Consider the following 13,978-nt stretch of genomic DNA (forward strand, 5'->3'; position numbering starts at 1 on the left):
CCGGTCCCGCCGACCGGGTGGCGAGCGGAGGGGCCGGTGACGGCCGACCCCTCCGCCGTGGCGTCAGCCGATGCCGGCCCGCAGGGCCGAGACCAGCTCACCGTTGCTCGTGTCGCCGGACAGCTCCCAGAAGAACGCCCCGCCCAGGCCCTTGTTCTTGGCCCAGGCCGTCTTGGTGGCGATCGTCGACGGTGTGTCGTAGCTCCACCACTCGCTGCCGCACTTCGCGTACGCGGTCCCGCCGACCGTCCCGGTCGCCGGGCAGCGGTTCTTCAGGACCTTGTAGTCCTCGATGCCCGCCTCGTACGTGCCCGGTGCGGCGCCGGTCGCGGTCCCGCCGGGTGCGGTCTGCGTGACGCCCGTCCAGCCGCGCCCGTAGAACCCGACGCCGAGCAGGATCTTGCTCGCCGGGATGCCCTTGGCGATGAGCTTGTCGATCGCCGCCTCCGCGTTGAACCCCGCCTGCGGGATCCCCGGGTAGGACGTGAGCGGCGAGTGCGGGGCGGTCGGGCCCTGCGGGTTGAACGCGCCGAAGTAGTCGTACGTCATCGGCATGATCCAGCTGAGCTTGGTCGCCGCGCTCGCGTAGTCGGTCGCGTCGATCTTGCCGCCGTTGCTGCCGTCGGCCGTGATCGCCGCCGTCACCAGGTAGCTGGACCCGAACTTGCTCCGCAGCGCCGAGATGACCCGGTCGAACGCCTGGGGGCCGCTCGCGTCGCAGCTCAGGCCGCACGCGTTCGGGTACTCCCAGTCGATGTCGATGCCGTCGAACAGCCCGGCCCAGCGCGGGTCGTTGAGCAGCGTCCAGCACGACTCCGCGAACGCCGTGGGGTTCGCCGCGGCCTGCGTGAAGCCGCCCGACCAGGTCCAGCCGCCGAACGACCAGATGACCTTGAGGCCCGGGTTGGCCGCCTTGAGCTTGCGCAGCTGGTTGAAGTTGCCGCGCAGGGGCTGGTCCCACGTGTCGGCGACGCCGTCGACGCTCTGGTCGGCGGTGTACGCCTTGTCGTACGCGGCGTACGCGTCACCGATCGAGCAGCGCCCGCCGGTCGTGTTCCCGAACGCGTACAGGATGTGCGTGAGCTTGGCCGCGCTGCCTGACGTCCTGATGTTGTTGACGTGGTAGTTGCGCCCGTAGACGCCCCACTCCGCGAAGTACCCGACGAGCTTGCGGCCGCCCGGCGGCGGGGTCGTCGGGCCCGTCGTCGGCGTGGGCGTCGTCGTCGGGTTCGTCGTCGGGTTCGTCGTCGGGTTCGTCGTCGGGTTCGTGGTCGGGTTCGTGGTCGGGTTCGTGGGGACCGTCCCGCCCGTGCAGGTGGCGCCGTTGACCGTGCAGCCCGTGGGCTGCGCGAACGGGCCGCTGCCGATGTACCCCCACGTCTGGGTGGCGCCCGGGGCGAAGGGGCCGGCCCAGCTCTTGGAGGTGACCTTGTAGTGGTTGCCGGTGCGGGTCACGTCCGCGTCCCACGAGCTGGTGATCGTGGTGCCGGCCGGCAGGTCGAACTCGAGCATCCACGTGGTCGCCGTGCTCGTCGTGCCGTTGGCGACGGTCACGGACGCCTGGTGACCGGTCCCCCAGTCTCCGGCGGACGTGAACGTCGCCGTGAAGGTCCCGGCCGCGGTGGCCGGGAGGGCGGCGACGAGGGCGGTCGCGACGAGGGCCGCGGCTGCGGCCATCGCGACGAAGGCTCCTCGTCGCCGCTGCTGGTGTGCGGGTCCGGCGCCGTCGCCGGCCCGCCTGGTGGGGTGATGCATCCTTGCCTCCCTGTGCGATGGGGAAGTGCGTGCATTTTGTAAGGGAAATTCACAAATCCCTCACCCATGAAACTAGTCAGAACGCCGGAATCCGGTCAACGACCGGACGGAAAATGGCGCGGCACTCCCCCGCACGCCCACAGGGCGCGCGGTTCGCGAGCAGGCGGTCAGTGCCGCGGCGGGCGCACGAGACGCGCGTGCGTCTCGGCGGCGGACACGTCGGTCAGCGACGCGACCTGGTCGATCACGACGCGCAGGCGTCCGGCGTCGTCCGGGGCCTGCGCCCAGTCGGCCGCGAACGGCGGCTCGAGCGCGAGCGGCGCACGGTCCGCCATGACGTGCACCAGGTCGGTGAGGACCTCGCGCTGACGGTGGTAGAGCGGCTCGAGCTCACGCGGCGCCATGACGTACGCGACCGCGAGGCCCTTGAGCACGAGGATCTCGGCCTGCGTCTCGACCGGCACGACGAGGTCCGCGGCGTACCGCGTGAGCGGGCCGGATCCGTACTGCGCGCGCGTCGCCTTCTGCGAGGCCTTGGCGAACCGGCCGATGAGCTGGCTCGTGGCGTCCTTGAGCATCGCGAGCGCGCCGCGCGACCCGTCGAAGCCCGTCGCCCACAGCCGCGCCGCGATCAGGCGGTCCATCGCGTCCAGCAGGCCGTTCTCGTCGACCGCGTCGCCGTACCAGGTGGAGATCGCCTCGGCGACGCGCGCCCGCTCGCCGGGGATCGACAGCACCGCGAGGTCGAGCCGCCCGCCGACGACCGCGTCCTCGACGTCGTGCACCGAGTAGGAGATGTCGTCCGCGAGGTCCATGACCTGCGCCTCGAGGCACTTGCGCCCCGCGGGGGCGTCGCGGCGCAGCCACTCGAACACCGGCAGGTCGTCCTCGTAGACGCCGAACTTGTGGGTCGGGCGACCGCTCGCGGGGCTCACCGGCCCCTGCAGGTACCGCCACGGGTACTTGACCGACGCGTCGAGCGACGCGCGCGTGAGGTTGAGCCCCACCGAGCGCCCGTCGGGCGCGACGACCTTCGGCTCGAGCCGCGTCAGCAGACGCAGCGTCTGCGCGTTGCCCTCGAACCCGCCGATGCCCTTCGCGAGCGCCGCGAGCGCGCGCTCGCCGTTGTGCCCGAACGGCGGGTGCCCCAGGTCGTGCGCGAGGCACGCGGTGTCGACGACGTCCGGGTCGCAGCCCAGCGCCTTGGCGATCTCGCGGCCCACCTGCGCGACCTCGAGCGTGTGCGTGAGGCGCGTGCGCACGAAGTCGTCCGACGACGGGCCGAGCACCTGCGTCTTCGCGCCGAGCCGGCGCAGCGCCGAGGAGTGCACGATGCGCGCGCGGTCGCGCTCGAACGGCGTCCGTCCCTTGGACTTCGCGGACTCGGCGACCCAGCGCTCACGGTCGACGTCGACGTAGCCGCCGACGTCCAGGTGCTCGAGCGTGGTCATCGGTGCCCAGCGTACGCAACACCGGCGACGCCGCGGCGCACCGGCCGGGTCAGCGGGTCACCCGTCGGGGCCGGCCAGGTCCGCTCACGAGAGCCGCCAGACCTGCACCGACGGCCCGGCGGCCGGCCCGATCACGAGCCCACCGGGTGCGAGGGTCGTCCCCGCGTCCTCGCCGTACAGCCGCTCGGCCGCGCGCGCCGCCACCGGGAGGCGCGCGCCCGGCCAGGCGTCGCGCGTGAGCACGACGAGCACGCGCTCGTCGGCCGTCTCGCGCAGGTACGCGACCGCGTCGTCCTGCGCGAGCACCCAGCGCAGCCCGCCCTCGCGCAGCGCGCGCGAGGAACGCCGCAGCGCGACGAGCGCGCGGTAGGTCGCGAACGTCTCCGGGTCCCACGGCGCACCGCCGGCGCCCGGGCGGCCGTCGATGCGGTCCCACGGCATGGGGACGCGCCCGTGCTCGCCGTTCACCCCCGTCAGCCCGCCCTCGTCCCCCGCCCAGATCACCGGCGTGCCGGGGTAGGTCAGCAGCAGCGCGGCGGCGACCTCGACGCGCTCGCGCGAGCCGGTGACGGTCCGGATGCGGGCGGTGTCGTGCGAGCCGAGCAGGTTCCACTGGTGCCGCGTGACCGACCACGGGACGGTCGCGTCGAAGTCCCGCATGGTCGCGACCATGTCCGCTCCCCCGGCCCGCGGGACCGGCACGGGCATCCCCATGAACGGCAGCTCGGAGCCCGGCGCGACGAGCCACGTCCACAGCGGTCGCGTGAACGCCGAGTAGTTCATGTTGACGTGCCAGCCGCCGACGGCCAGGTCGCCCGCGGCGTCGTGGAAGTGCTCGGCGACGAGCGCCGCGCCGGGCTTGATCCCCGCCATGCGGGCGCGCAGCGCGCGGGCGACCGCGTGCGCGTGGTCGTCGTCGCGGTAGCGACCCGTCATGTTGGCGACGTCGATGCGCCAGCCGTCCAGGTCGAACGGGGGACGCAGCCACCGCTCCGCCACCGAACCCTCGCCGGTGATCATCCGCTCGGTGAGCTCGGGTGCGCCGTAGTTGAGCTTCGGCAGCGACGCGTGCTCGAGCCACCCGACGTACCCGGGCTCGTCGTCGGTCCAGTAGTAGAACGACGCCTCGGCGCTCGACCGGTCCGCGCGGGCGCGCTCGAACCACTCGTGCCCGGAGCCCGTGTGGTTCGTCGTGAGGTCGCCGACGACGCGCATGCCGCGCGCGTGCACCGCCGCCGACAGCGAGGCGAGCGCCTCGTCGCCGCCCAGCAGCGGGTCGACGCGCGCGAAGCTCGTCGCGTCGTACCGGTGGTTGGAGCGCGCCGGGAAGATCGGCGTGAGGTAGAGCGTGTCGACGCCGAGCCGCTGCAGGTGGTCGAGCCGCTGCTCGACGCCACCCAGGTCGCCCCCGTACAGCTGCTGCGCGACGCCGTGCCCGGACCCGATCGGCTCGTCGGCCCAGCCCGCGGGGATCGCCCACTCCGGCAGCGGTCCGCGCGGCGGGCCGTCGTGCCCCGACGACCGGGCGAACCGGTCGGGGAACACCTGGTAGACCACCGCGTCGTCCAACCAGCGCGGTGCGGCCTCGTGCACCGTGAGGCGGAAGTCCGCGGCGTCCGTGACGTCCCGCGTGTGCAGGCCGCGTCCGTTGAGCCAGCGGTACCCGCCGGGCTCGTCGAGCAGGAAGCGGTACTGCGTGACGGGGTTGTGCACGACGACGTCCGCGACGTACCAGCGCTCGCGCTCGTCGGCCCGTTCGAGACGAGCAGGCACGAACCGCGGCTCGCCGTCGCGGACGACGCGCACGTGCACGCCGCGCTCGGCCCGCGACGCGGGGACGCGTACCCGCACGGGTACGACGTCCCCGAGCCGCGGCGTGCCGCGCGCGACGTACCGCTCCGACCCGTCGTGGTGCGGCAGGTCCGGCAGCGTCATCCCTTGACGGAGCCCGCCGTGAGACCGCCGACGATGTACTTCTGAAGGAACATGAACAGCAGCACCACGGGCACGGCCGCGACCACGGCCCCCGCGGCGAACAGCCCCCACGGCGCCGTGCGCTCGTCGGCCGCGAGCGAGTACAGCCCCACCGCGACGGTCCAGTTGTCCGCGCGCTGCAGCACGACCTTGGCGATGAGGAAGTCGCCGAACGACGAGATGAACGACAGCAGCCCGACGACCGCGAGGATCGGCGTGACCATCCGCAGGATGATCGTCCAGTAGATCTGCCCGTGCGTCGCGCCGTCCATCTTGGCGGCCTCGTCGAGCTCACGCGGCACGGTGTTGAAGAACCCGTACATGAGGAACGTGTTCACGCCGAGCGCGCCGCCGAGGTACACGAAGATCAACCCGAGAAGGCTGTCCAGGCCGAGCGCCGGGAACACGTCCTTCAGCGTGAGCAGCAGCAGGAAGATCGCGACGAACGCGAGCGTCTGCGGGAACATCTGCGCGAGCAGCAGGCCGGTCAGGCCCTTCTCGCGGCCCTTGAACCGGAACCGCGAGAACGCGTACGCGGCGGCCGCGCCCATGAGCACCGTGCCGATCGCGGTGACGGTGCACACGACGAGCGAGTTGCCGAGCCACGTCCAGAACCCGCGCGCCTCGAGGTCGGCGAAGTTCTCCCCCGACACGGTGCGGAACAGGCGGTTGGACCCGACGAGCGAGCCGCCCGGGTTGAGCGACGCGGAGATGACGTACAGCAGCGGCGTCACGCAGATGATGATCATCACGGCGGCCACCACGTAGCGCCAGAACACCTCGCGCCACCAGCGGCGTCCGCGCGTGCCGCTGCGCCGCAGGTTCGTGGTCTCCGCCTTGGCCGGCTGGGTCCGTGCGGTCTGGGTGGTCATCACAGCTCCTCGAGACGACGCGTGCGACGGAAGCCCCACCAGGAGATCGCGCCGACCATGATGAAGATGAGGATCGACAGCGCGCTCGCGAAGCCGTACTGCTTGAGGCCGCTCTCGAACGCGACGGAGTAGACCATCGAGATGAGGATGTCGGTGTGCCCGACGACGACGGGGGTGCCGACGAAGTTGGGCCCGCCGCCCGTGAGCATGTAGATCAGCGCGAAGTTGTTGAAGTTGAACGCGAACGACGCGACGAGCAGCGGCGCGACCGACACCATGAGCAGCGGGAGCGTGATGGAGCGCATGATGCGCCACGGCTTCGCGCCGTCCATGCGTGCGGACTCGTAGACCTCGCCCGGGATCGACTGCAGCGCGCCCGTGCACACGATGAACATGTACGGGAACCCGAGCCACAGGTTCACGCCGATGACGGAGAGCTTCGCGAGCCACGGGTCGGTCAGCCACGGGATCTCGGCCCCGCCGAGCAGCACCTGGTTGAGGAAGCCGCTGCGCGTGTTGAGCATGCCCTTCCACACGAGCGCGGAGATGAACGCCGGGATCGCGTACGGCAGGATCATCAGCGCGCGCAGCAGCTTGCGGGCCCGCACGCGCGGGTCGTTGAACACGACCGCGAGGAACAGGCCGAGCACGAACGTCGTGAGCACGGACAGCAGCGCGAACGCGAACGTCCACAGGAAGATCTCGACGAACGCCGTGCGCAGGCGGTCGTCGCTGAACGCGCGCGTGAAGTTGTCGAAGCCGACGTTGACGCGCCACCCGGGCGAGATCGTCGAGCCGTCCTCGGCCGCGAACTGCCCCTGGTCGTTGGGTCGGTAGACCACGCCGGTCTGCGTGTTGGTCATCGTGTCGGCGGCCGGGTCGTACTCCATGACCGACTCGAAGACGTACCCCGTCGAGGCGTCCTGCGTGCGCAGCGAGCCGTCGGCGGCGTCGTCGGACACCGGGACGCGCAGGTCGACGATCTCCTGCTGACGCTGGGCGACCGCGGCGAAGCCGAGCACCTCGTGGTCGGGCAGGGCCGTGACCTTGTCGCTCTCGACCGTCGCGCCCTCGGCGGGGGCGAGCGGGTCGTCCTGCGTGCCGGCGAGCGCCTGCCCGTCGCGCACGATCGCGAACGTGAGGTCACCGTCGGAGTCGGTGAGGATCGTCAGCGGGTACGCCTGAGACCCCTCCACGCGCTGCTCGTTCTGCGCGAGGATCGCGGAGACCGCGTCGGCCTTCGTGGAGTTGTGGCCGTCCCCGTAGTTGGTGAACGCCACGTACGCCGTGTAGCAGGCGGTGAAGATCACGTAGACCAGCAGGAAGACCAGGCCGGGCAGCAGGTACTTCGCGGCGAGCGCGCGCCGCGAGAAGTACGCCCAGTTGACGGCGACGAGCGCGAGGACGAGGAAGCCCACGATCGCCCACTGCTCGACCGAGATCGCCGTGAGGATGCCGTACAGCCCGATCGCGTCGATCAGGCCGACCAGCACGAGCTTGGCCAGGAAGCCCTTGGAGAAGTCCCGGGCGGGTGACGAGTCACCGCGGACGGGCCGCGCGTCGCCGGGGGGTGGTTCGGGGGGTGCGTGCTCGCTGTCGTGCGCGATCGTCTGCTGCGACATGGGGTCCTCCGCGCGTCGCCCGTCGTCGGGCGTCGATGTGTGCAGTGTGCTCCGCCGCCGCACGGCGCGCGCGTGGGGCGCGGTGCGGGGCGCGGGGTCCGGGGGTGCCGACGGCGCGGCACGTGAGTCGGCCGCCCGCACGCGCCGTGCGGCGGTGCGGGCGGCCGGTCAGGTCACGCAGCGTCGATCGCGTCCTGCATGTTCGTCACCATCGTGTTCCAGGCGCCGACCGGGTCGCTCGCCTGACCACCGATGATCTGCACCTGCGTGGTGCCCCAGAACTGCCACATCGCACCCATCTCGGGGATCGACGGCATCGGAGCACCGGTCGCGCCGGCCTCGTTGAAGCCCGCGAGGATCGGGTCGGAGACCTTCGCCGCGGCCGTCTTGAGGGCCGGCAGGCGGCCGCCCAGCTCGTAGAGCTCGGACTGCACGGGCTCGGTCGTCAGGTAGTTGACGACGAACTCGTTGGCGAGGACCGGGTTGGCCGACTTGGCCGAGATGAACGCACCCTGCACGCCCACGAACGGCTTGGCCTCGGACCCACCGGCGCTCGGCACCGGGAGGACCGAGATGTCGAGGCCCGCGTTGGTGAACTCGGTCGTGTACCAGGGGCCCGTGACGATGTACGGGGACTCGCCGGCGAGGAAGGCCTCCTTGACCTGGTCGCCGCCGAGCGCCGGGTCGAGCACCTTGTCCGCGCCGAGCTTCTGCAGGTACGTCGCGAACTTCTCGCCGTTCTCGCCGCCGAGGCCGAGCTCGGAGGTGTACGAGCCGTCCTCGGTCTGCGTGAAGATCGGGGCGTCGAACGAGGTCTGCAGCGGGTACAGGTGGTACGCGTCGCCCTGGTCACCCTGCTGGATGAGCACCGGGTACTTGACGCCGGCGGCCTTGCCCTCGGCGACCAGCTCGTCGAACGTCGTCGCCTTGGTCTCGGGGACGAGCTTGTTGTTGCGGACGAGCGCGATGTTCTCGATCGCGTACGGCGCGCCGTAGACCTGGCCGTCGTACGTGAACGCCTGCACGGCGGACGGCGCGAACTCGTCGCTCTTGTCGCCGAACTGGATCGGGGCGACGACGCCGTTGTTGACGAACTCGCCGGTCCAGTCGTGCGCGCCGATGATGACGTCGGGGCCCTGGCCGGTCGGGACCTGCGAGACGAAGTCGGTGCGGATGTCGCCCGAGACCTTCTGCACGAGGTCGACCTTGACGCCGGTCTCCGTCTGGAACTCCTCGACGATCGGCTTCATGACGTCGATGCGGGTCTCGTCGACCCACATGGTGAGCGTGCCGGTGAGGGCCGGCTCGGTCGTGGCCGCGCCCTGCGTCGGCTCGGCGGTCTCGTTCGCACCGTCGTCCCCGTTTCCGCCGCACGCGGTGAGGGTCAGTGCGAGCCCCAGAGCGGCCGCGAGGGCCGGGATGCTCCGTCGCATCGTGTTGTCTCCTGATCTTGGGTGGCGTAGCCCAGAGACGACCACGCGACGACCGTGCAGTGACGGGCCCGTGCGACCGGCTCTGGCCTGATGTCGCTGACGCTAACGCCGTTGCAACGACCCCTGCAAGTCGTTACGGTAACTTTCAGGCAACGGTTTCAGACAGTCGTCCAGGCTGCCGATGACTGCTCCTGAAACGACTCGAAGTACACGAACTGACCCGAACGGGCGAGGACGAGGAGGTCCCATGTCCCCTACGCTGCCTCCCGTGCGTACGCGGTTGACGGACCTTGCGGAACAGGCCGGTGTCAGCACCGCCACCGTCTCCCGCGTCCTCAACGGCAAGCACGGTGTGTCGGCGCAGGCACGCCAGGCCGTGCTTGCCGCTCTCGACGTGCTCGGCTACGAGCGCCCCGAGAAGCTGCGCACGCGCTCGGCGGGCCTCGTCGGCCTCGTCGTGCCCGAGCTCGCCAACCCCGTGTTCCCCGCGTTCGCCCAGGTCATCGAGTCGATGCTGACCGAGCGCGGCTACACGCCCCTGCTGTGCACGCAGTCGCCCGGCGGCACCACCGAGGACCAGTACGTCGAGATGCTCCTCGAGCACGGCGTCGCCGGCATCGTGTTCGTCTCCGGGCTGCACGCCGACACCTCCGCCAGCAAGGAGCGCTACCACCGGCTGCGCAGCCGCGGCATGCCGATCGTGCTGGTCAACGGCTTCGCCGCGGGGGTCGACGCACCGTTCGTCTCGACCGACGACGAGGCCGCGCTCGACCTCGCGTTCCGGCACCTCGTCTCGCTCGGCCACCGCTCGATCGGCCTCGCGATCGGTCCCGACCGGTTCGTGCCCGCGCAGCGCAAGCGCGACGCGTTCGCCGTGAACCTGCGGCGGCACCTCGGGGTCACGGACGCCGCCGACCACATCGTCTCGACGCTGTTCACCGTCGAGGGCGGCCAGGCCGCCGCGCTCGAGCTCATCGCGTCGGGCCACACCGCGATCGTCTGCGGCTCGGACCTCATGGCGCTCGGTGCCATCCGCGCCGCGCGCTCGCGCGGGCTCGAGGTGCCGGACGACCTGTCGGTCGTCGGCTTCGACGACTCGCCGCTGATCGCGTTCACCGACCCGCCCCTGACCACGGTGCGCCAGCCCGTGCTCGCCATGGGGCACGCGGCCGTCTCGGCGCTCGTCGCCGAGATCAACGGCACGCCCGCGTCGCGCATCGAGCTCAAGTTCCACCCCGAGCTCATCGTGCGCGGGTCCACCGGGGCCGCGCCCGCCACCGTCGAGCTCGCACCCGCGGAACCCGCCGCGACCCGCTGACCAGCGCACGCGCCGGCCCAACCTCCCGGTCCGGGGCGCCCCGCCGCGCTCGTCGTCGTCCTGCCACGCCCGACGGGCGTCCCTCCCCCGGGCCTCCCCGGCCCCTGCCCTCCACCCTCGTCCGCGCCCGCGGACCCCACAGAGAGACCACCGAGTGACCACCCTCGACACCCGACCGACCCTCGTCCACGCACCCGGCTCGCCCGACGGCGAGTGGTGGCGCGACGCCGTGATCTACCAGGTCTACCCGCGCTCGTTCGCGGACGGCACGGGCGACGGCGTGGGCGACCTGCCCGGCATCACCGCCCGGCTGCCGCACCTCGCCGAGCTCGGCGTGGACGCCGTCTGGCTCTCGCCGTTCTACCGCTCGCCGCAGGCCGACGCGGGCTACGACGTCGCGGACTACCGCGACGTGGACCCGCTGTTCGGCACGCTCGCCGACTTCGACGTCATGCTCGAGACCGCGCACGGCCTGGGGCTGCGCGTGATCGTCGACCTCGTGCCGAACCACACGTCCGACGAGCACGCGTGGTTCGTCGAGGCGCTCGCGGCCGGCCCCGGCTCGCCCGCGCGCGAGCGCTACCTGTTCCGCGACGGCCGCGGCGAGCACGGCGAGCTGCCGCCGAACAACTGGCAGTCGATCTTCGGCGGCCCGGCGTGGACGCGCGTGCCGGACGGCCAGTGGTACCTGCACCTGTTCGACTCCAAGCAGCCCGACCTCGACTGGGAGCACCCGCAGGTCCGCGCCGAGTTCGAGGACGTGCTGCGGTTCTGGCTCGACCGGGGCGTCGACGGGTTCCGCATCGACGTCGCGCACGGCATGGTCAAGGCGCCGGGCCTGCCCGACTGGGACGGCCACGTGTCGATGATCGAGGGCTCGGAGGACGCCTTCGAGGCCGCCGAGCACGCGCTGCACGACGCACCGGCGTCCGCGTCGGCGCTCGACCGCGTCGACGAGGTCACGGGGTCCGGCAACCAGGGCCCGATGTTCGACCAGGAGGGCGTGCACGAGATCTACCGCGCCTGGAACCGGGTGCTGGCCGAGTACGACGGCGACCGCGCGCTCGTCGCCGAGGCGTGGGTCGAGCCGCTGTCCCGGCTCGCGCGCTACGTCCGGCCCGACGAGATGCAGCAGGCGTTCAACTTCGCGTTCCTCGCGACGCTGTGGCACGCGCCGTCGCTGCGTGACGTCATCACCGCCTCCTACACCGCGAGCGACGCCGTGGGCGCGCCGACCACGTGGGTGCTGTCGAACCACGACGTGGTGCGCCACGCCTCGCGCCTGGGCCTGCCGGTGCCGGGCTCGCGCCCGAACGGGATCGGCGAGCGCGACGAGCAGCCCGACGAGGAGCTCGGCCTGCGCCGGGCGCGCGCCGCGACCCTGCTCATGCTCGGCCTGCCCGGCTCGGCGTACGTGTACCAGGGCGAGGAGCTCGGTCTGCCCGACCACACCGCGCTGCCCGACGACGCGCGGCAGGACCCGGCGTTCTTCCGCACGCAGGGCGCCGAGCTCGGCCGCGACGGCTGTCGCGTGCCGCTGCCCTGGTCGGCCGAGGCGCCGGCGTTCGGGTTCTCCCCGACGGGCGCGTCCTGGCTGCCGCAGCCGTCGTCGTGGGCGCGGTACGCGCTCGACGCGCAGCGCGGCGTGGCCGGCTCGACGTACGAGTTCTACCGCTCCGCGCTCGCCCTGCGGAAGGCCGAGACGCTCGGCTCGGGCGGGCTGGCGTGGCTGGCATCGGACGACGACGTGCTCGACCTGGTGAACCGCGACGTGCGCGTCGTGGCGAACCTCTCGGCCGGGCCGGTCGCGCTGCCCGCGACGACGCAGGTCCTGCTCGCGTCGGGCCCGGTCCCGACCGACGCGTCGGGCGCGCTGCTGGTCGAGCCCGACACGACCGTCTGGGTGCGCGCCTGACGCACCGCCGTCCGGCAGCACGACGGGCCGGGTCTCGCGGACGCCTCCCGCGGGACCCGGCCCCTCGTGTGCCAGGCGCGTGTCAGCGCGTGCGGCTCACGTCCCACGCGACGGCGGCACCCGCGGGCACGACGACGTCGACCTGCCCGTCCCGCACGCGCGTGGCCGCGCAGTCCTCGCCGCCGGCCAGGACGTCGCAGTACTCGCCGTCGGGCAGGCTCGTCGCGAGGGTCGTGCGCAGCTCGTCGTCGCCGAGGTTCACGACGACGAACCCGCGCTGCCCGCGCCCGAGCGCGACCGCGTCGCCCTGCGACCAGGTGTCGACCACGGGGGCGTCGCCCACGACCGTGCGCCAGCCGACCATGCCCGCGACCTGCGGCCAGCGGTGCTGGCAGACCCAGTCCCCCGGGGCGAGGTCGTCGCCCGGGGCCGGGGCGGGGCCGCACGCCGCGTCGAGCACGCGGCCGTCCGCGCCCTGCCGCGGGCCGGTGTCGGTGTCGTCGAACGCGTAGCCCGAGTACACCTGCGGCGTGCCGTACGTGCCGGCGAGCATGAGCACGGTCGCGAGCGCGTCGTCCGTGCGGGCGCGGTAGGACAGCGTCGAGCCGTTGCGCTCGGTGTCGTGGTTCTCGACGAACGAGATCGCGTCGTCGGACGGCACGTACCGCGCGGTCGCCTCGCCGAGCTCGAGCGCGAGCCCGGGCGACCCGGCGACGACCCCGGCGAGCTCCTTGCCGTACGTGAACTCGTACACCTGGCCGTTGGCGGTGTACTCCTCGGGCGTGATCGGCTCGGCCGAGCCGCGGATGACCTCCTGCATGACGGCGATGTCGTCGGGCAGCGCGCCGACGATCGCCGCGACGTCCTCGGCGGCCATGTGCTTCGCCGCGTCGATGCGGAAGCCGTCGACGCCGAGGTCCACGAGGTCCTGCAGGTAGGCGGCGAGCCGCTCGCGCACGCGCGGGGCGCCCGTGTCGAGGTCGGCGAGGTTGAGCAGCTCGCACGTCTGGACCTGGGCGCGGTCGAGGTAGAGCGCGATGTCGTCGCCGGGCGTCAGGCCGCAGTGGTGGAAGTCGGTCGTCGTCCAGATGCCCGGGTACTCGTAGTGCTCGTACGACGAGCCGGCCCAGCCGGTGCCGGGCGCGTCCTGGCCGGTCATGTGGTTCACCACGGCGTCGACGCGCACGTCGACGCCCGCGTCGTGGCACGTCTCGACCATCGCCGCGAGCTGCTCGCGCGTGCCGAGCCGCGACTCGAGGCGGTAGCTCACGGGCTGGTACGACGTCCACCAGGGCTCGCCCGTGATGTGCTCGTTCGGCGGCGACGTGAGCACCCACGCGTACCCGGCGGGGCCGAGCGTCGTGGTGCACTCGTCCGCGATCGCGTCCCACGTCCACTGGAAGAGCTGGACGCCCACGTCGTGCCCGCTGCCGTCGGAGGCGGGCTGCGTCGCGGGGTCGGGGGGCTCGCTCGTGCAGGCGGCCAGCGCGGCCGGCAGCAGGAGCAGGGCCGCGAGCGCGGCCGTGCCACGTCGGGTGCCACGTCGGGTGCCACGTCGGGCGCCACGTCGCGTGCGGCGTGCGAGGTGCGTCATCGTCACCACCAGGTCGTCGTCGACAGGTCGGCCTTGCTGCAAGC

At 72.4% G+C, this 13,978-nt stretch carries 9 protein-coding genes; 2 read left to right on the forward strand and 7 right to left on the reverse strand.

The window, feature by feature from the left end; translation table 11 throughout:
• Positions 1 to 63 precede the first annotated feature (63 nt).
• The 6 genes from F1D97_RS13765 to F1D97_RS13790 form a co-directional block, all read right to left on the reverse strand.
• Positions 64 to 1,677, reverse strand: a complete 1,614-nt coding sequence (locus tag F1D97_RS13765; protein WP_236121086.1) for a glycosyl hydrolase family 18 protein — start codon at positions 1,675 to 1,677, stop codon at positions 64 to 66.
• 245 nt (positions 1,678 to 1,922) lie between these two features.
• Positions 1,923 to 3,206, reverse strand: a complete 1,284-nt coding sequence (locus tag F1D97_RS13770; protein ID WP_236121087.1) for a deoxyguanosinetriphosphate triphosphohydrolase — start codon at positions 3,204 to 3,206, stop codon at positions 1,923 to 1,925.
• Positions 3,207 to 3,290: 84 nt separating this feature from the next.
• The gene (locus tag F1D97_RS13775) at positions 3,291 to 5,141 is read right to left on the reverse strand and encodes a glycoside hydrolase family 13 protein (RefSeq protein ID WP_236121088.1); all 1,851 of its coding nucleotides are present in this window, start codon (positions 5,139 to 5,141) and stop codon (positions 3,291 to 3,293) included.
• Positions 5,138 to 6,052 (reverse strand): sugar ABC transporter permease, encoded by a 915-nt coding sequence (locus F1D97_RS13780; protein ID WP_236121089.1) that lies wholly within the window; start codon positions 6,050 to 6,052, stop codon positions 5,138 to 5,140. Before F1D97_RS13780 ends, F1D97_RS13775 begins: the two co-directional genes overlap by 4 nt.
• Entirely contained in the window at positions 6,052 to 7,674 is a 1,623-nt protein-coding gene (locus F1D97_RS13785) for an ABC transporter permease subunit (protein WP_236121090.1), read from the reverse strand. The genes F1D97_RS13780 and F1D97_RS13785 overlap by 1 nt, the downstream gene beginning before the upstream one ends.
• A 173-nt stretch (positions 7,675 to 7,847) precedes the next feature.
• Positions 7,848 to 9,107 carry a sugar ABC transporter substrate-binding protein gene (locus tag F1D97_RS13790; protein WP_236121091.1) on the reverse strand — a complete coding sequence of 420 codons (1,260 nt, stop codon included), beginning with the start codon at positions 9,105 to 9,107 and terminating at the stop codon, positions 7,848 to 7,850.
• A 247-nt stretch (positions 9,108 to 9,354) separates the two neighbouring features.
• On the opposite strand from F1D97_RS13790, the gene F1D97_RS13795 reads away from it, so the two are divergent.
• Positions 9,355 to 10,425, forward strand: coding sequence for a LacI family DNA-binding transcriptional regulator (locus tag F1D97_RS13795; protein ID WP_236121092.1), 1,071 nt, complete (start codon positions 9,355 to 9,357; stop codon positions 10,423 to 10,425).
• A 154-nt stretch (positions 10,426 to 10,579) separates the two neighbouring features.
• Positions 10,580 to 12,340 carry a glycoside hydrolase family 13 protein gene (locus F1D97_RS13800; protein ID WP_236121093.1) on the forward strand — a complete coding sequence of 587 codons (1,761 nt, stop codon included), beginning with the start codon at positions 10,580 to 10,582 and terminating at the stop codon, positions 12,338 to 12,340.
• A gap of 82 nt (positions 12,341 to 12,422) precedes the next feature.
• Here F1D97_RS13800 and F1D97_RS13805 read toward each other — a convergent pair whose 3' ends face one another.
• Positions 12,423 to 13,934: an alpha-amylase gene (locus F1D97_RS13805; protein ID WP_236121094.1), complete on the reverse strand. Its 1,512-nt coding sequence runs from the start codon at positions 13,932 to 13,934 to the stop codon at positions 12,423 to 12,425.
• Positions 13,935 to 13,978 lie beyond the last annotated feature (44 nt).

The sequence above is a fragment of the Cellulomonas palmilytica genome (assembly GCF_021590045.1).
Taxonomy (GTDB): Bacteria; Actinomycetota; Actinomycetes; order Actinomycetales; family Cellulomonadaceae; genus Cellulomonas; species Cellulomonas palmilytica.

What these genes read in the sequence shown, in the direction of transcription:
- F1D97_RS13765 (WP_236121086.1), bottom strand. Translation starts at nt 1,677, where the DNA reads ATGGCCGCAGCCGCGGCCCTCGTCGCGACCGCCCTCGTCGCCGCCCTC.
- F1D97_RS13770 (WP_236121087.1), bottom strand. Translation starts at nt 3,206, where the DNA reads ATGACCACGCTCGAGCACCTGGACGTCGGCGGCTACGTCGACGTCGAC.
- F1D97_RS13775 (WP_236121088.1), bottom strand. Translation starts at nt 5,141, where the DNA reads ATGACGCTGCCGGACCTGCCGCACCACGACGGGTCGGAGCGGTACGTC.
- F1D97_RS13780 (WP_236121089.1), bottom strand. Translation starts at nt 6,052, where the DNA reads ATGACCACCCAGACCGCACGGACCCAGCCGGCCAAGGCGGAGACCACG.
- F1D97_RS13785 (WP_236121090.1), bottom strand. Translation starts at nt 7,674, where the DNA reads ATGTCGCAGCAGACGATCGCGCACGACAGCGAGCACGCACCCCCCGAA.
- F1D97_RS13790 (WP_236121091.1), bottom strand. Translation starts at nt 9,107, where the DNA reads ATGCGACGGAGCATCCCGGCCCTCGCGGCCGCTCTGGGGCTCGCACTG.
- F1D97_RS13795 (WP_236121092.1), top strand. Translation starts at nt 9,355, where the DNA reads ATGTCCCCTACGCTGCCTCCCGTGCGTACGCGGTTGACGGACCTTGCG.
- F1D97_RS13805 (WP_236121094.1), bottom strand. Translation starts at nt 13,934, where the DNA reads ATGACGCACCTCGCACGCCGCACGCGACGTGGCGCCCGACGTGGCACC.